General features: G+C 55.7%; 11 protein-coding genes. 9 read left to right on the top strand and 2 right to left on the bottom strand.

The genetic code is table 11. The features are described from left to right. Positions 1-233 precede the first annotated feature (233 nt). Both sspA and sspB read left to right on the top strand, forming a co-directional pair. On the top strand, positions 234-875 hold the full coding sequence (gene sspA / locus WFN87_RS12155) for a stringent starvation protein SspA (protein WP_008454872.1): 642 nt from the start codon (positions 234-236) through the stop codon (positions 873-875). Between the two features lie 3 nt (positions 876-878). Further along, the gene (gene sspB / locus WFN87_RS12150) at positions 879-1,382 is read left to right on the top strand and encodes a ClpXP protease specificity-enhancing factor (RefSeq protein ID WP_336982895.1); all 504 of its coding nucleotides are present in this window, start codon (positions 879-881) and stop codon (positions 1,380-1,382) included. Positions 1,383-1,462: 80 nt separating this feature from the next. Here the strand turns inward: sspB and WFN87_RS12145 are convergent, their stop codons facing one another. Beyond that, a complete protein-coding gene (locus WFN87_RS12145) occupies positions 1,463-2,881 on the bottom strand; it encodes a glutamate synthase small subunit (RefSeq protein ID WP_008454857.1) in 1,419 nt (472 codons plus the stop codon). Between the two features lie 9 nt (positions 2,882-2,890). Further along, positions 2,891-7,351: a glutamate synthase large subunit gene (gene gltB / locus WFN87_RS12140; protein ID WP_336982896.1), complete on the bottom strand. Its 4,461-nt coding sequence runs from the start codon at positions 7,349-7,351 to the stop codon at positions 2,891-2,893. Positions 7,352-8,030: 679 nt separating this feature from the next. Between gltB and WFN87_RS12135 the strand changes: the two genes are divergently transcribed. The 7 genes from WFN87_RS12135 to WFN87_RS12105 all read left to right on the top strand — a co-directional run bounded on the left by WFN87_RS12135 (position 8,031) and on the right by WFN87_RS12105 (position 16,703). Then, entirely contained in the window at positions 8,031-8,963 is a 933-nt protein-coding gene (locus tag WFN87_RS12135) for a TIGR01212 family radical SAM protein (RefSeq protein WP_336982897.1), read from the top strand. 61 nt (positions 8,964-9,024) lie between these two features. Next, positions 9,025-11,367, top strand: coding sequence for an aerobic respiration two-component sensor histidine kinase ArcB (gene arcB / locus WFN87_RS12130; protein WP_008454851.1), 2,343 nt, complete (start codon positions 9,025-9,027; stop codon positions 11,365-11,367). A gap of 231 nt (positions 11,368-11,598) precedes the next feature. Further along, on the top strand, positions 11,599-12,252 hold the full coding sequence (elbB, locus tag WFN87_RS12125; RefSeq protein ID WP_336982898.1) for an isoprenoid biosynthesis glyoxalase ElbB: 654 nt from the start codon (positions 11,599-11,601) through the stop codon (positions 12,250-12,252). Further along, entirely contained in the window at positions 12,249-12,977 is a 729-nt protein-coding gene (mtgA, locus tag WFN87_RS12120; protein WP_166995006.1) for a monofunctional biosynthetic peptidoglycan transglycosylase, read from the top strand. Before elbB ends, mtgA begins: the two co-directional genes overlap by 4 nt. A 44-nt stretch (positions 12,978-13,021) precedes the next feature. Next, entirely contained in the window at positions 13,022-14,149 is a 1,128-nt protein-coding gene (locus tag WFN87_RS12115) for a sugar diacid recognition domain-containing protein (protein ID WP_336982899.1), read from the top strand. 138 nt (positions 14,150-14,287) lie between these two features. Beyond that, on the top strand, positions 14,288-15,556 hold the full coding sequence (locus WFN87_RS12110) for a GntT/GntP/DsdX family permease (protein ID WP_166995010.1): 1,269 nt from the start codon (positions 14,288-14,290) through the stop codon (positions 15,554-15,556). 10 nt (positions 15,557-15,566) lie between these two features. After that, complete coding sequence (locus WFN87_RS12105) at positions 15,567-16,703, top strand: glycerate kinase (protein WP_336982900.1); 1,137 nt, start codon at positions 15,567-15,569, stop codon at positions 16,701-16,703. The last annotated feature ends 33 nt before the right edge of the window (positions 16,704-16,736 follow it).

Raw genomic sequence — 16,736 nt, 5'->3', positions numbered from 1 at the left:
TTCTAACATTTTGAAATTATTTGCCTTTCAGGCAAATTCGATATACGACCACCACAAAACCAGTAAAATCTGGTAAACTATCATCCAATTTTCTGCCCAAATGTCGGCATCCAGTTGTTTTCGCCCTGATAAGGCGTCAGCGATGTTTCGGCGAAGCATTGGGTAATAACGGTCAGGTTAGTCGCCGCTTGCGGCTATTAGCAGTAATTTTCTGGATAAACTTGGAGGTTTTCATGGCTGTCGCTGCCAACAAACGTTCGGTGATGACGCTGTTTTCCGGTCCTACTGACATCTACAGCCACCAGGTCCGTATCGTCCTGGCTGAGAAAGGTGTTAGCGTTGAAATTGAGCATGTGGAAACGGATAACCTGCCTCAGGATCTGATTGACCTCAACCCCAATCACAGCGTACCGACCCTGGTTGACCGCGAGCTGACGCTGTGGGAATCCCGCATCATCATGGAATACCTTGATGAGCGTTTCCCGCACCCACCTTTGATGCCGGTTTATCCGGTTGCGCGTGGTGAAAGCCGTCTGTACATGCACCGCATTGAGAAAGACTGGTATTCGTTGATGAACGTGGTAATGAACGGTTCAGCGCAGGAAGCGGAAGCCGCTCGTAAGCAGCTGCGTGAAGAGCTGTTGAGTATCGCCCCGGTCTTTACCCAGAAGCCTTTCTTCCTGAGCGACGAGTTCAGCCTGGTCGACTGCTATCTGGCTCCGCTGCTGTGGCGCTTGCCGCAGATGGGCATTGAGCTGACAGGTGCGGGCTCCAAAGAGATGAAAGGGTACATGACCCGCGTCTTCGAGCGTGACTCCTTCCTGGCCTCTTTGACCGAACCTGAGCGCGAAATGCGTCTGCAGACCCGAGGCTAATTGATGGATATGTCGCAGCTGTCGCCGCGCCGTCCTTATCTGCTGCGGGCCTTTTATGAGTGGCTGCTGGATAACCAGCTCACGCCGCATCTGGTGGTAGATATCACACTACCGGGCGTACAGGTTCCGATGGAGTATGCGCGTGACGGGCAAATTGTGCTGAACATCGCCCCGCGAGCCGTAGGGAATCTGGAGCTGGCCAATGACGAAGTGCGCTTTAACGCGCGTTTCGGCGGCGTACCTCGCCAGGTTAACGTACCTATGGCTGCCGTGCTGGCTATCTATGCACGTGAAAATGGCGCGGGCACCATGTTTGAGCCGGAAGCGGGCTATGATGAAGACGCTGAAAGCCACAACGATGACCAGCCCGTTATCGGTGAGACTGAAACAGTTATGCAGGTTATTGACGGCGATCGCCCGGATCACGGCGATGATGACAATAACCAGGATGACGATCCGCCGCCGCCGCCTCGCGGTGGTCGCCCCGCACTGCGCGTGGTGAAATAACAAAAAGCCAGTCGAAAGACTGGCTTTTTTTATGGAGGATTCGGCGCAATCTGGCAGCCTGAGCCGCCAGATTTTAACGCTTATACTTCGAGGAAGTTCAGGATCCCGTCAGCCGCCTTACGCCCTTCAGCAATAGCGGTGACCACCAGATCGGAACCACGAACCGCATCGCCACCGGCGAAGATTTTCGGGTTACTGGTCTGGAAAGCGTTCTCGCTAGCTTCTGGTGCGAGAATGCGCCCCTGGCTGTCCAGCTCAACGCTGTGCTGCTCCAGCCAGGTCATGCTGTGAGGGCGGAAACCGAAGGCCATTACCACCGCATCGGCAGGCAATACGTGCTCGGAGCCGGCGACGATCTCCGGGCGACGACGGCCATTCGCATCCGGCGCACCCAGCTCGGTACGGGCCACTTTCACACCGCACACCCGGCCATTTGCGTTAATTTCCACGCCCAGCGGCTGCAGATTGAACTGGAACTCCACGCCTTCTTCGCGCGCGTTTTTCACTTCGCGTTTAGAGCCCGGCATATTTTCTTCGTCACGACGGTAGGCACAGGTCACGTGGGTTGCACCCTGGCGCACTGAAGTACGCACGCAGTCCATAGCGGTGTCCCCGCCGCCCAGCACGACAACGCGTTTACCTTCCATGCTGACATACGGCTCTTCAGCTGTTTCGCCGAAGCCCATGATCTGCTTGGTATTGGCGATGAGGAACGGCAGGGCGTCATACACGCCAGGCGCGTCTTCATTTTCGAGACCACCGCGCATCGACTGATAGGTGCCGACGCCCAGGAACACGGAATCGTATTCGCTCAGCAGCTCGTCCATCTGCACATCGCGGCCCACTTCGGTATTGAGTTTGAATTCAATCCCCATCCCGCTGAAGATTTCGCGACGCTTGGTCATCACCTCTTTTTCCAGCTTAAAGGCTGGAATACCGAAGGTCAGCAGACCGCCGATTTCTGGGTGTCGGTCGTAAACCACCGCCTTCACGCCGTTACGTGCCAGAACGTCGGCACAGGCAAGCCCGGCAGGGCCTGCCCCGATGATAGCCACGCGTTTACCGGTTTGCTTCACGCCGGTCAGGTCCGGCTTCCAGCCCATCTCAATCGCTTTATCGTTGATATAGCGCTCGATGTTACCGATAGTCACCGCCCCGAACTCGTCGTTCAGCGTACAGGAGCCTTCGCAAAGACGGTCCTGAGGGCAGACGCGGCCGCAGACTTCCGGCAGGCTGTTGGTCTGGTGAGACAGCTCGGCTGCCTCAATAATGCGCCCCTCATTGGCCAGCTTCAGCCAGTTTGGAATGTAGTTATGAACCGGGCACTTCCACTCGCAGTACGGGTTACCGCAGGAGAGGCAGCGGTCGGCCTGAGCCTTGGCCTGCCCCTCAGAGAACGGCTCGTAGATTTCCACAAATTCAATTTTGCGGATCTTCAGCGGCTTCTTCGGCGGATCAACGCGCTGCAAGTCGATAAATTGATAAACGTTTTGACTCATCGTGACCTCTTACTGCGCCTGCACCCGCAGCTCAGCTGCGGAACGACTGCGGTGACCCAACAATGCTTTAACATCACTGGACTTCGGTTTAACCAGGGTGAATTTCGAGGCGAATGCCGGCCAGTTGGCCAGGATTTCTTCGCCGCGCTGGGAGCCGGTCAGCTGAACGTGTTCGGTGATCATGCCTCGCAGGTGCTCTTCATGAATCGCCAGCTCTTCCACATTCAGTAATTCAACCAGTTCCGGATTCACGCGTTTGCGGAATTCACCGTCTTCGTCCAGTACGTAGGCGAAACCGCCCGTCATACCGGCCCCGAAGTTAACCCCCGTTTTGCCCAGAATACAGACGATGCCGCCGGTCATGTATTCACAGCCGTTATCGCCTATGCCTTCAACCACGGTGATCGCCCCGGAGTTACGCACCGCGAAACGCTCGCCTGCACGGCCTGCGGCATACATCTTCCCGCCGGTGGCACCATACAGGCAGGTGTTGCCGATAATGGTCGCTTCGTGGCTGCGGAAGGCTGAGCCTACCGGTGGACGCAGAGAAATCAGCCCGCCCGCCATACCTTTACCGACATAGTCGTTGGCATCGCCGGTCAGGTGCAGCTCAACGCCGCCCGCGTTCCAGACGCCGAAGCTCTGGCCTGCGGTGCCGTTAAAGTGCGCCTTGATTGGGTCAGACGCCAGGCCTTGATCGCCATGTTGCTGGGCAATGTAGCCGGAGAGCGAAGCTCCAGTCGAACGGTCGGTGTTGCGAATATCAAACCAGAACGTTTTACTCTGCTTGTCGTCTACATACGCCTGTGCCTGGTTCAGCAGCTGTGCGTTAAGGTCGCCCTTATCGAACGGTGGGTTATGCTCGGTGCAGTACACCGCTTTGCCCGGCATCGGTTCAGCCGTTTTCAGCAGGGCAGAGAGATCCAGCTTCTGCTGCTTCGCCGTAAACCCGTCCAGCTCTTTCAGCAGGTCGGTACGGCCAATCAAATCAACCAGACGTTTCACGCCCAGCAGCGCCATCAGTTCTCGGGTTTCGCGGGCGATGAATTCAAAGTAGTTGGTCACTTTGAACGGCAGGCCGTGGTAATGGTTTTTACGCAGTTTGTCATCTTGAGTTGCCACGCCGGTAGCGCAGTTGTTCAGGTGACAAATTCGTAGGTATTTACAGCCCAGCGCAACCATTGGCCCGGTACCGAAGCCGAAGCTTTCTGCTCCAAGAATTGCTGCCTTGATGATGTCGAGGCCGGTTTTCAGGCCACCGTCCACCTGCAGACGAATCTTATGGCGCAGGCCGTTAGCCACCAGTGCCTGCTGGGTTTCCACCAGACCAAGCTCCCACGGGCAGCCCGCGTATTTCACGGATGACAGTGGACTTGCCCCAGTACCGCCGTCGTAGCCGGCAATAGTAATCAGGTCCGCATAGGCTTTGGCTACGCCCGTTGCGATGGTGCCGACGCCCGGTTCGGAAACCAGCTTCACGGAAATCATCGCCTTCGGGTTAACCTGCTTCAGGTCGAAAATCAGCTGCGCCAGATCCTCGATAGAGTAAATATCGTGGTGAGGCGGAGGGGAAATCAGCGTCACGCCCGGCACGGAGTAGCGCAGCTTGGCGATATAAGGCGTCACTTTATCGCCCGGTAGCTGACCGCCTTCGCCCGGCTTCGCGCCTTGCGCAACTTTAATCTGGATAACGTCGGCGTTAACCAGGTAGGCAGGCGTCACCCCGAAGCGGCCGGAAGCAACCTGCTTGATACGGGACACTTTATTGGTGCCGTAGCGCGCCGGATCTTCGCCGCCTTCGCCGGAGTTAGAGTTCCCGCCGATGCTGTTCATCGCTTCAGCCAGGGATTCGTGTGCTTCCGGGCTCAGAGCGCCGATGGACATTGCCGCGGTATCGAAGCGTTTGAACAGCTCGGTCGCTGGCTCAACGTCTTCAATTTTGACGGACTCGTCCTGCGGATTCAGCGCAAGCATATCGCGCAGCGTGGCGACCGGGCGCTCGTTAACCAGTTTCGCGTATTGCTGATAGTCGCTGTACTCGCCGCTTTGCACCGCTTTTTGCAGCGTCTGCACTACGTCCGGGTTATAGGCGTGGTATTCCCCGCCGTGAACGAATTTCAGCTGGCCACCCTGATCCAACGGCTTACGTACCAGCCAGGCGCGTTTGGACAGGTTCAGCAGATCCTGCTGGAAGTCGCCGAAGCCTGCCCCGCCGATGCGGCTGACCGCACCCTGGAAGCAAAGCTCGGACACTTCTTTATGCAGACCCACCGCTTCGAACAGCTTAGAGCAACGGTAAGAGGCGATAGTCGAGATGCCCATTTTGGACATGATCTTGTACAGCCCTTTGTTGATGCCGTTGCGGTAGTTTTGCATCACTGTGCGGTAGTTTTTATCGATGGCGCCGTTGTCGACCAGCTTCGCCAGGGTTTCATAGGCGAGATACGGGTAGATAGCGGTCGCACCGAAGCCCAGCAGCACGGCGAAGTGGTGCGGATCGCGGGCGCTGGCGGTTTCAACAATGATGTTGGCATCGCAGCGCAGGCTCTTCTCAACGAGGCGAGTCTGGATGGCGCCTACGGCCATCGGGGCCGGAACCGGCAGGCGATTTTTCGCAATATTACGGTCGGACAACACCAGCAAGACGGTGCCATTCCGAACCATGCGTTCAGCTTCGTCGCACAGCGCCATCACCGTTTCGTGCAGCGACTTCTCGGTCACGTCATAGGTGATGTCGAGCGTATCGGCGCGATAGTGTTCCTCTTCCAGCGTGGTGAGCTGCTGGAAATCAGACCACAGCAGAATCGGCGATTTAAAGCTCAGGCGGTGTGCCTGGCCTTCTGCCTCGCAGAAGACGTTCATTTCACGGCCAATGCTGGTGGCCAGGGACATAACGTGCGCTTCACGCAGCGGATCGATTGGCGGGTTGGTCACCTGCGCAAACTGCTGGCGGAAGTAATCGTAAATAATGCGTGGCTGGCTGGAAAGCACGGCAAATGGGGTGTCATCGCCCATTGAACCCACGGCTTCCTGGCCATTCTCGCCCAGCACGCGGATCACTGAATCCAGCTCTTCGCTGCTGTAGTTAAACTGTTTCTGATAGCTGGCAAGCGTATCGTCGTCCAGCTCCCGCGAACCTACTTTTTCATCCGGCAGGTCTTCAAACGGCACCAGGCGGCGAACGTTGTTCTCCATCCACTCTTTATACGGATGGCGGCTTTTCAGCTCGGCATCGGTTTCAGCGGAGTGCAGAATACGCCCGACGCGAGTGTCGATAACCATCAGCTCACCCGGGCCAACGCGGCCTTTCTCTACCACTTCATCCGGCTGGTAGTCCCAGATCCCGACTTCAGAGGCGCAGGTGATGAGCTTGTCTTTGGTGATCACGTAGCGCGCCGGACGCAGGCCGTTACGGTCCAGGTTACAGGCGGCGAAACGTCCGTCAGACATCACGATCCCGGCCGGGCCATCCCACGGCTCCATATGCATGGAGTTAAAGTCAAAGAAGGCGCGCAGCTCAGGATCCATGTTCGGGTTGTTCTGCCATGCAGGCGGAACCAGCAGACGCATGGCGCGCACGATATCCATCCCGCCGGCCAGCAGCAGCTCAAGCATGTTATCCATGGAGCTGGAGTCGGAGCCGGTTTCGTTCACGAACGGCGCAGCGTCGTGCAGATCGGGGATCAGCGGCGTCTGGAATTTATAGGTACGGGCGCGCGCCCACTGGCGGTTACCGGTGATGGTGTTGATTTCGCCGTTGTGCGCCAGATAGCGGAACGGCTGAGCCAGCGGCCAGCGTGGCACGGTGTTGGTGGAGAAGCGCTGGTGGAACAGGCAAATGGCCGATTCCAGGCGCAGGTCCGCCAGGTCCAGGTAGAAGCGCGGCAGGTCAGCCGGCATACACAGACCTTTATAAATGTTCACCAGGTTAGACAGGCTGCAGATATAGAAGTCTTTATCTTCCTGGATACGTTTTTCGATACGGCGACGGGCGATAAACAGGCGGCGTTCCATATCACGAGGGCGCCAGCCCGCCGGGGCGTTAACGAATATTTGTTCAATACGTGGCAGAGAGGAGAGGGCGATTTCACCGAGCACGTCCTTGTTCACCGGCACTTCACGCCAGCCAACAATAGACAGGGTTTCGTTTTGCAGCTCTTCTTCAACAATGCGGCGGCTGGCGCGGGCAAGCGCGTCATCCTGGTTCAGGAAAATCATGCCAACGGCATAGTTCTTGGCCAAACGCCACTGGCGTTCTTCTGCAACAATGCGGAAGAAACGATCGGGTTTTTGCAGCAGCAGGCCACAACCGTCGCCGGTTTTACCGTCGGCAAGGATGGCACCACGGTGCTGCATGCGGGCTAGCGCGTGAATAGCGGTACGCACTACCTTGTGGCTAGGTTCGCCTTCTATGTGGGCGATCAGGCCGAAACCACAGTTATCCTTCTCAAGGGATTTATCGTACAACATATCAGTGAACCTCCCCAGGCTCTACGTTACTCCCAACCGTTTGCGCGTGGACGCAGCAAGGGCATGGCGACGGGGTTTGCGCATCATACGCTTGCCTCGCGTGTCGCCCTCTTAATGTCCAACGCATCCGGTGTCACAAGTGTTGAGGACTTGCTTTAGAGGGAATCTCAATTACTGCATAAATATGATGGGCACAGAACCCATCCAGAAAGCTTCCAGCGGATTTCCAACTTATCGGGAAAGAGCACACAGGTCAAATGGCATTCTTATTTATACGGAATCGTACTAAGAGTGGCTTAATTAAATGAATTTAATGGTTTTTTTTGCTTTTTTGGCTGTGAGGGGACGACGGTGAACGCCGAGTGTTATGTGATCGTCCTCACTATCCGAAAGGCCGTGAAACTCCAGACCATGCTGGTATGAATGATATTGCCAGCATGATATGCTGCTTAACCCCCGCGGAGTGCAGCATGACACTGTTTTTCACCGTTCGTCATATTCTTTAAATAAAGGGTGGCGTCATAAGGAAAAGTAATCAAGTGTTATGTGAATAGAGTTGCACTTATTTTGAGTTTATATGCAATAGATAAGGCTGCGCCGAAGCGATTGATCCAGGTCATCGCCGGTGCGAGAAGAAAATGGCAGGCTAGGTCCCTTTTTCGGGACGGCCCATCAGATTATGCAGTTACAGAAATTAGTCAATATGTTTGGCGGCGATCTCTCTCGTCGCTATGGGCAAAAAGTCCATAAACTCACGCTGCATGGTGGTTTCAGTTGCCCCAATCGCGATGGGACTATCGGGCGAGGCGGCTGTACTTTTTGCAACGTGGCCTCTTTCGCTGACGAAACGCAGCAGCACAATTCCATCGCTGAGCAGCTCGCACACCAGGCCTGCCGGGTGAACCGCGCTCAGCGTTATCTGGCCTATTTCCAGGCCTATACCAGCACCTGGGCTGAAGTGCAGGTGTTGCGGTCGATGTACCAGCAGGCGGTGAGCCAGACCAGCATCGTGGGGCTGTGCGTCGGTACCCGGCCTGACTGCGTGCCCGACAGCGTGCTGGATTTGCTAAGCGATTATCATGCACAGGGCTATGAGGTATGGCTGGAGCTGGGGTTACAGACGGCGAATGACAAAACGCTGCACCGTATCAACCGGGGGCACGATTTTGCCTGTTATCAGGAAACCACCCGCCGGGCCCGAGCGAGAGGTTTAAAAGTTTGCAGCCATCTTATTGTCGGTTTACCGGGTGAAGGCCAGCAGCAATGTATGGACACGCTGGAGAAAGTGGTTGAAACCGGTGTGGACGGCCTGAAGCTGCATCCTTTGCATATTGTTGACGGCAGCATAATGGCCAAAAGCTGGCGGGCTGGTCGCCTTGAGGGGATCGCGCTGGATGAGTATGTCGTCACCGCGGGAGAAATGATTCGCCATACACCGCTTGATGTCGTGTTCCATCGTATTTCGGCTAATGCCCGGCGCCCAACCTTGCTTGCGCCTTTATGGTGTGAAAACCGCTGGGCAGCGATGGTGGATATCGACAGGTATTTGCTGACGCACGGGGCGCAGGGGTCAGCGCTGGGTACGCCGTGGGATCTCTCAGTTCTTTCGTAAATCCTGAGCCCGGTTCCTTTTTGCGGTATATTTAGCGCATCCAAGGCGAAGGAATCGTTCCATGAAGCAAATTCGGTTATTGGCGCAGTATTACGTTGATCTTATGGTGAAGCTGGGGCTGGTGCGCTTCTCCCTGCTGCTGGCCTCGGCGCTGGTCGTGCTGGCGATGGTGGTGCAAATGGCCGTCACCATGCTGCTGAGCGGCCAGGTTGAAAGTATCGACGTTGTCCGCTCTATCTTCTTTGGTTTATTGATTACGCCCTGGGCGGTTTACTTCCTGTCGGTTGTGGTTGAACAGCTTGAGGAGTCCAGGCAGCGGCTGTCGAAGCTGGTGGAAAAGCTGGAGGAGATGCGCGAGCGAGACCTCATTCTGAACGTGCAGCTTAAGGACAATATCGCCCAGCTAAACCAGGAAATCGCCGACCGTGTCAAAGCGGAGGCCGAGCGCCAGACCATGCTGGAGCAGCTCAAAGTTGAGATGCAGGAGCGTGAAGAGACGCAAATCCGGCTTGAGCAACAATCCTCTTTCCTGCGCTCTTTCCTTGATGCTTCGCCCGATCTGGTCTTCTACCGCAACGAAGACCGGGAGTTTTCAGGCTGCAACCGGGCGATGGAGCTGCTGACCGGCAAGAGCGAGAAACAGCTTATCCATCTCAAGCCGCAGGATGTGTACTCTGCCGAAGCCGCTGAGAAAGTGCTGGAAACAGACGAAAAAGTGTTTCGTCATAATGTCTCTCTGACCTATGAGCAGTGGCTGGATTACCCGGATGGCCGCAAAGCCTGCTTTGAAATTCGTAAAGTGCCTTATTACGACCGCGTCGGTAAACGCCACGGGCTGATGGGCTTTGGCCGCGATATTACCGAGCGTAAACGCTATCAGGATGCGCTGGAACGTGCGAGCCGGGATAAAACTACCTTCATCTCCACCATCAGCCACGAGCTGCGTACGCCGCTGAATGGCATTGTCGGCCTGAGCCGTATTCTGCTGGACACCGATCTCACCGCCGAGCAGACCCATTACCTGAAAACGATCCACGTGTCGGCCATCACGCTGGGAAATATTTTCAACGATATCATTGATATGGATAAGCTCGAGCGCCGCAAAGTGCAGCTCGATAACCAGCCGGTGGATTTCACCAGCTTCCTTGCCGATCTGGAAAACCTCTCAGGCCTGCAGGCTCAGCAGAAAGGGCTGTCATTTGTGATGGACCCAGCGCTGCCGCTGCCGCACAAGGTGGTGACGGACGGGACGCGTCTGCGCCAGATCCTCTGGAACCTGATCAGCAATGCCGTGAAGTTCACGCCGAAGGGGGGATTAGTCACGGTACGCGTTCGTTACGAAGAAGAGAGCTGCCTACGCTTTGAGGTTCAGGACTCCGGGATTGGCATTCCGGTGGACGAGCAGGACAAAATCTTTGCTATGTACTATCAGGTTAAAGACAGTCACGGCGGCAAGCCCGCGACAGGAACGGGGATTGGGCTGGCGGTTTCTCGCCGTCTGGCAAAAAGCATGGGCGGGGATATTACCGTGACCAGCAAGCCGGGTGAAGGTTCGCTGTTCACGCTGACCGTTCAGGCGCCGAGCGTGGCTGAGGAAGTGGAAGACACGCTGGAAGATGACGATATGCCGCTGCCAGCCCTGCATGTGCTGCTGGTGGAGGATATTGAGCTTAACGTCATCGTGGCGCGTTCTGTACTCGAGAAGCTTGGCAATAGCGTTGACGTAGCAATGACTGGGAAAGATGCGCTGGAGATGTTTATACCGGGCGAATATGACCTTGTGCTGCTGGATATCCAGTTGCCGGATATGACCGGGCTTGATATTTCTCGCGAGCTGAATAAACGCTTTAGCAAAGAGGAACTGCCGCCGCTGGTGGCGCTCACGGCCAACGTGCTGAAAAACAAGACTGAGTATCTTGAGGCCGGGATGGATGACGTGCTGAGTAAGCCGCTCGCCGTGCCGGCCTTGATGTCGATGATCCAAAAATTCTGGGATAAGCAGATAACGGATAAGGAGCCTGTGGTGACAAAAGTCGATAGTGAAAAACAGCAAGCATTACTCGATATTCCGATGCTCGAACAATATATCGAGCTGGTGGGCCCAAAACTCATTACCGATGGCCTGGCGATGTTTGAAAAAATGATGCCGGGTTATTTAGAGGTGCTCGATTCCAATATGACCGCGCGGGATAACAAAGGCGTGGTGGAAGAGGGGCATAAAATTAAAGGTGCGGCAGGCTCCGTTGGTTTGCGACATTTACAGCAGGTTGCCCAGCAAATTCAGTCCCCGGACTTGCCTGCGTGGTCTGATAATGTCGGTGAATGGATCGAAGAGCTGAAACAAGAGTGGCAACATGACGTTAGCGTATTAAAAGCGTGGGTTGCGGAAGCTGGAAAAAAATGACCCCGGCCAGGCCGGGGTGCGCGAATACTGCGCCAACACCAGGGAAAACAGGGTTGCGCCTTTTTTAGCGTTGAATTATTGAACGGCACAACCAGCAATTCGCGGGCTGTCAGCCATATAAGATAGCAAACCTTAAAATATTTGTTACGTGAATCAGTAAAATATGTGAAGCATAGCGATCAAATTAACGTGGCTGATACTGATTCACCCGGAACGAAAAGGAACTGACGGATGAAAAAAATAGGCGTAGTGCTGAGCGGCTGTGGGGTTTATGACGGCAGTGAGATTCATGAGGCCGTATTAACGCTGTTGGCCATTTCTCGCGCTGGTGCGGAAGCCGTTTGCTTCGCGCCGGATAAACCTCAGTCTGACGTGATCGATCATTTAACCGGCGAAGCTGCAGCAGAAACTCGCGACGTGCTGGTGGAGGCTGCGCGTATTACTCGTGGCAATATTCAGCCGTTGCGTGAAGCTTTGTCTGAAAACCTTGACGCATTGATTGTGCCCGGCGGTTTTGGCGCGGCGAAAAATCTAAGCACTTTTGCTTCAAAGGGGGCAGATTGTGAGGTTGATGTCGATCTCCGTCGCGTTGCACGGGAATGCCACGAACAGGGCAAGCCGCTCGGTTTTATGTGTATTGCCCCGGCGATGCTGCCAAAGATTCTGGATATGCCTGTGCGTCTGACCATCGGCACCGACATCGATACCGCAGAGTTACTGGAAGCCATGGGGGCAGAACACATCCCTTGCCCGGTGGATGATATCGTGGTGGACGAAGAACAGAAGGTTGTCACCACTCCTGCTTACATGCTCGCGCAAAATATCGCTGAGGCCGCTGCCGGGATCGACAAGTTGGTTGCCCGCGTGCTGGAACTTAGCGCATGAGTAAAGGGCGTTTCGCGCCGTGGCAGTGGGTTAAACGCTGGCTGTTAAAAGCGGTTCTGGCGGTTTTGGCGATTTGGTTCATGGGCATCATGACCTTCCGCTTCCTCCCGGTGCCGTTTTCCGCAGTGATGGTGGAGCGGCAGTTCAGCGCGTGGTTCAGCGGTAACTTCGGTTACGTTGCCCATTCTGACTGGGTTTCCATGGATGATATTTCGCCGTGGATGGGGCTGGCAGTGATCGCCTCTGAAGATCAAAAATTTCCCGAGCACTGGGGCTTTGATACTGATGCCATCGAAAAGGCGCTGGCCCATAATGAACGCAACGAAAATAGGGTACGAGGCGCGTCGACGCTTTCCCAGCAAACCGCAAAAAATTTGTTCCTGTGGGATGGACGGAGCTGGCTACGTAAAGGGCTGGAAGCCGGCCTCACGGTGGGGCTCGAAACCGCGTGGAGCAAGCGACGTATTCTGACGGTGTATCTCAATATCGCCGAATTTGGTGAAGGTGTTTTCGGCGTGGAAGAAGCCTCCCGTCGTTACTTCAACAAGCCAGCTAGCCGCCTGACACCTGCCGAAGCAGCGCTGCTCGCCGCCGTCCTGCCTAACCCAATTCGTTTTAAGGCTAATGCGCCTTCAGGCTATATTCGCCAGCGCCAGCAGTGGATTTTGCGACAGATGCGCCAGCTGGGCGGAGAGTCATTCCTTGAGCAGCACAATTTAAAATAAGCCGCATCCAACGCACTCGCGCTCTCCACGACAAGGTAAACGCTATGATGACCTCTTGCCTGAAAGAAGATACCGCCCGGCAAATTGTCCAGCGCACCATGAACATCATCGATCACTCGGTGAATGTGATGAGCGAGCAGGGGGTGATTATTGCCTCTGGCGATCCACGCCGTCTGTATCAGCGCCATGAAGGTGCTGTCCTGGCGCTGACGGAAAACCGGACCGTGATTATTGATGAGGCTTCTGCCCGGCGGCTGAAAGGGGTTAAACCCGGTATTAATTTGCCCATCGTCTTTCGCCAGAAAATCGTTGGCGTGGTGGGGATTTCTGGTGAGCCAGAGAAAGTGCAGGCTTATGCCGAACTGGTCAAAATGGCGGCCGAGCTGATCCTTGAGCAGGCGGAAATGCTTGAGCAAAATCAGTGGGAAAAGCGCTACCGGGAGCAGCTCGCCGCGCAGATTATTTCAGGCCAGCAAAGTCTGGCGGAACTGCGCCCTATGGCCAGCGGCCTTGGCGTAGACCTTGAATTGCCACGGGTTGCGCTGATGATTCATTTTCCCTCTCGAGATGTTTTGCGTCAGCGGGAGCTGCTCGAGCGGCTTGGCGGCTACGACAACCAGGCATTAGTCACGCCATTCGGTTTTGAACAAATCGCAATGCTACTACCCCTGGGCGGTGGCCGGCCTGAGGAGTGGCAGGCATTGCTGAAAAAAACGCTGCGCAAACTTCATTCTCAGCTGCTGGCGCATTTTGAAGTCACCCTGTCAGTTGGGGGATGCTTCGACGGCGACGACGCGTTACGACGATCCTGGCTTAGCGCCGTGGCGCTGCATGAGATGGCTTCACGGCAAAAAATTGGCCGGTCGATTTTGTACTATCAGGATCTTTTATTGCCTGTGCTGCTCAACGGACTTTCCGGCAGCTGGCAGGCCGAGGAAATGGGGCGAGCATGGAAAACGCTTTGTGAAGCCGATCCGAAAGGCGTGCTTCGTCGCACGCTGCGCTGCTATTTTGAACAGAATTGTGATCTGTCTCAAACGACAAAATTGCTGCATATTCACGTCAATACATTGCGCTATCGGCTAAGTAAAATAGAGTCGATAACGGCTTTAGATATTAATAAGTTAGATTCGACTCTTCAGCTGTTTATTGGTATGCAGCTCAGCGACTGATTTGTAGTAATCCACAAGAAAACGTTTCTTTCACCGCCCATTTTCTGGTGTTTTCTCTCAAGCTATTTGCAGCCCGCTCAGGGTAATGTCCCGCCGTACCTTTCGATCTCCCTAAAAAAATCAAAACAGGAGTGATTCATGACCACGGTTTCGGCTCTGGGCGCCCTGGTGGCGCTGGTTGTTTCTATTGTCCTAATTTTACGCAAGGTTCCTCCGGCCTACGGCATGATTGCTGGCGCTCTGGCTGGCGGGTTAGTTGGCGGCGCTGATTTAGTGCAGACGCTTTCGCTTATGATTACCGGGGCGCAGGGGATTACCAATGCGGTACTGCGCATTCTCGGGGCAGGCATACTGGCGGGCGTGCTGATTGAGTCCGGGGCAGCCAACACAATTGCCGAAACCATTGTCCGTAAGGTGGGTGAGAAAAGGGCGCTGTTCGCTTTGGCAGTGGCGACCATGTTGCTGACCGCCGTCGGCGTATTTATTGATGTTGCCGTTATCACGGTCTCTCCTATTGCCCTGGCGATTGCCCACCGGGCCGATATTTCGAAAATGGCTATACTGCTGGCGATGATTGGCGGCGGGAAGGCCGGCAATGTAATGTCGCCCAATCCTAATACGATTGCGGCGGCTGACGCTTTCCACGTTCCACTCACCGACTTAATGATGGCGGGCGTTGTACCGGGTCTGTTTGGGCTGGCGCTCGCCTATTTTCTGGCGAAGCGGTTGCAGCATCGGGGCTCTAAAGTTGCCAGCAGTGAGTTGATTGCCGGGGAAAAAGAAAAGGCCTTGCCTGCGTTTGGCGCGGCAATAGCGGCGCCGCTGGTAGCTATTTGCCTGCTTGCACTTCGCCCGATTGCCGGCATTGCGATTGATCCGCTGGTTGCGTTGCCGATAGGCGGCCTGATTGGGGCTATAGTGATGGGGCAGTGGCGGCAGACAAATCATTTTATGGTGTCGGGGCTGGCGCGTATGTCTCCGGTGGCGATTATGCTGCTGGGGACCGGAACGCTGGCCGGGATCATCGCCAACTCCGGCTTGAAGGATGTACTGATTAACGGTTTAACGGCCTCCGGTATGCCGTCCTACCTTCTGGCACCTTTTTCCGGGGCGCTGATGTCCATGGCTACAGCATCAACAACGGCAGGAACGGCGGTGGCTTCTGCGGTGTTTAGCTCAACGCTTGTCGATATGGGAATTTCTGCACTCGCCGGGGCGGCAATGATCCATGCCGGGGCGACGGTGCTTGACCATATGCCGCACGGCAGCTTTTTCCATGCCACCGGGGGCAGCGTGAATATGCAGGTTCATGAACGCTTAAAACTGCTTCCCTACGAAACAGCCGTTGGTTTGGCCATCGCTTTTGTTTCAACCCTGATGTTTGGTGTGTTTAATTTAGCGGGTTAATGAGGTTGCCATGAAAATTGTTATTGCCCCCGATTCTTTCAAAGAGAGCCTGAGCGCGATGCAGGTCGCCGAGGCCATTGAGCAAGGTTTTCGCGAGATTTACCCGAACGCAGAGTATATCAAGCTGCCGATGGCCGACGGAGGAGAAGGGACCGTTGAATCGATGGTTGCCGCGACGCACGGGCAAATTATCCCTGTAACGGTGACCGGCCCGCTGGGGCTGCCTGTTGAGGCTTTCTTTGGCATCACGGGCGATAGCGAAACAGCCATCATTGAAATGGCGGCCGCTTCAGGGCTGCATCTGGTGCCGCCCGAAAAACGAAATCCGCTGCTGACCGGCACTTTTGGCACCGGGGAGCTTATTCTGGCGGCGCTGGATCGCGGCGCACGTAAAATCATTATTGGTATCGGTGGCAGCGCAACCAACGACGGCGGGGCCGGCATGATGCAGGCGCTGGGCGTCAGGCTTCGTGATGCACAGGGTAATGAGCTTTGCGCAGGCGGTGCTGCCCTGGCTGAGCTTGCAGAGATTGATGTTAGCCAACTGGATGCCCGCCTGGCACAGTGCGACATTCTGGTGGCCTGTGATGTCGATAATCCGCTGTGCGGTGAGCGCGGTGCGTCAGCGGTCTTTGGGCCGCAGAAAGGCGCTACGCCCGAGCAGGTTATGCAGCTTGATACTGCACTCAGGCATTATGGCGAACAGCTGGAGCACATCAGCGGTAAGGATGTGATTGCCGTAGCAGGTGCCGGGGCGGCAGGGGGCATGGGGGCGTCTTTGTTTGGTTTGCTTCATGCCCGCCTGCAGCCCGGTGTGGAAATTGTCACCGAAGCTTTGCGGCTTGCCGAGGCTGTTCAGGGGGCGGACCTGGTTATCACCGGAGAAGGGCGTATAGACAGCCAGACCATTTATGGCAAAACGCCGATAGGCGTGGCGAGAGTGGCGAAGCGTTTTCAGGTGCCGGTTATCGCGCTGGCTGGCGGTATGACGACTGATTACGGCGTAGTCCATCAGCACGGGCTCGACGCTGTATTTTCGGTGCTTAATCGGGTTCAGACGCTGGCGGAGGCGTTGGAAAAGGCGGGCGAGAATATTTGCGTGACAGCGCGTAACGTTGCCGCAGTATGGAAAATTGGGCGCGGTTAGATCCGCGCACGGCGGTTAGATCCGCGCACGGCG

The organism is Cedecea sp. AS113, from assembly GCF_037152415.1.
Taxonomy (GTDB): Bacteria; Pseudomonadota; Gammaproteobacteria; order Enterobacterales; family Enterobacteriaceae; genus Cedecea.
The sequence above is the reverse complement of the archived record's forward strand: the minus strand, read 5'-3'. Positions and strand labels throughout refer to the sequence as shown.

Excerpts from the sequence above, each read along its gene's own strand:
- sspA (WP_008454872.1), top strand. The coding sequence starts at position 234 with ATGGCTGTCGCTGCCAACAAACGTTCGGTGATGACGCTGTTTTCCGGT.
- sspB (WP_336982895.1), top strand. The coding sequence starts at position 879 with ATGGATATGTCGCAGCTGTCGCCGCGCCGTCCTTATCTGCTGCGGGCC.
- WFN87_RS12145 (WP_008454857.1), bottom strand. The coding sequence starts at position 2,881 with ATGAGTCAAAACGTTTATCAATTTATCGACTTGCAGCGCGTTGATCCG.
- gltB (WP_336982896.1), bottom strand. The coding sequence starts at position 7,351 with ATGTTGTACGATAAATCCCTTGAGAAGGATAACTGTGGTTTCGGCCTG.
- WFN87_RS12135 (WP_336982897.1), top strand. The coding sequence starts at position 8,031 with ATGCAGTTACAGAAATTAGTCAATATGTTTGGCGGCGATCTCTCTCGT.
- arcB (WP_008454851.1), top strand. The coding sequence starts at position 9,025 with ATGAAGCAAATTCGGTTATTGGCGCAGTATTACGTTGATCTTATGGTG.
- elbB (WP_336982898.1), top strand. The coding sequence starts at position 11,599 with ATGAAAAAAATAGGCGTAGTGCTGAGCGGCTGTGGGGTTTATGACGGC.
- mtgA (WP_166995006.1), top strand. The coding sequence starts at position 12,249 with ATGAGTAAAGGGCGTTTCGCGCCGTGGCAGTGGGTTAAACGCTGGCTG.
- WFN87_RS12115 (WP_336982899.1), top strand. The coding sequence starts at position 13,022 with ATGATGACCTCTTGCCTGAAAGAAGATACCGCCCGGCAAATTGTCCAG.
- WFN87_RS12110 (WP_166995010.1), top strand. The coding sequence starts at position 14,288 with ATGACCACGGTTTCGGCTCTGGGCGCCCTGGTGGCGCTGGTTGTTTCT.
- WFN87_RS12105 (WP_336982900.1), top strand. The coding sequence starts at position 15,567 with ATGAAAATTGTTATTGCCCCCGATTCTTTCAAAGAGAGCCTGAGCGCG.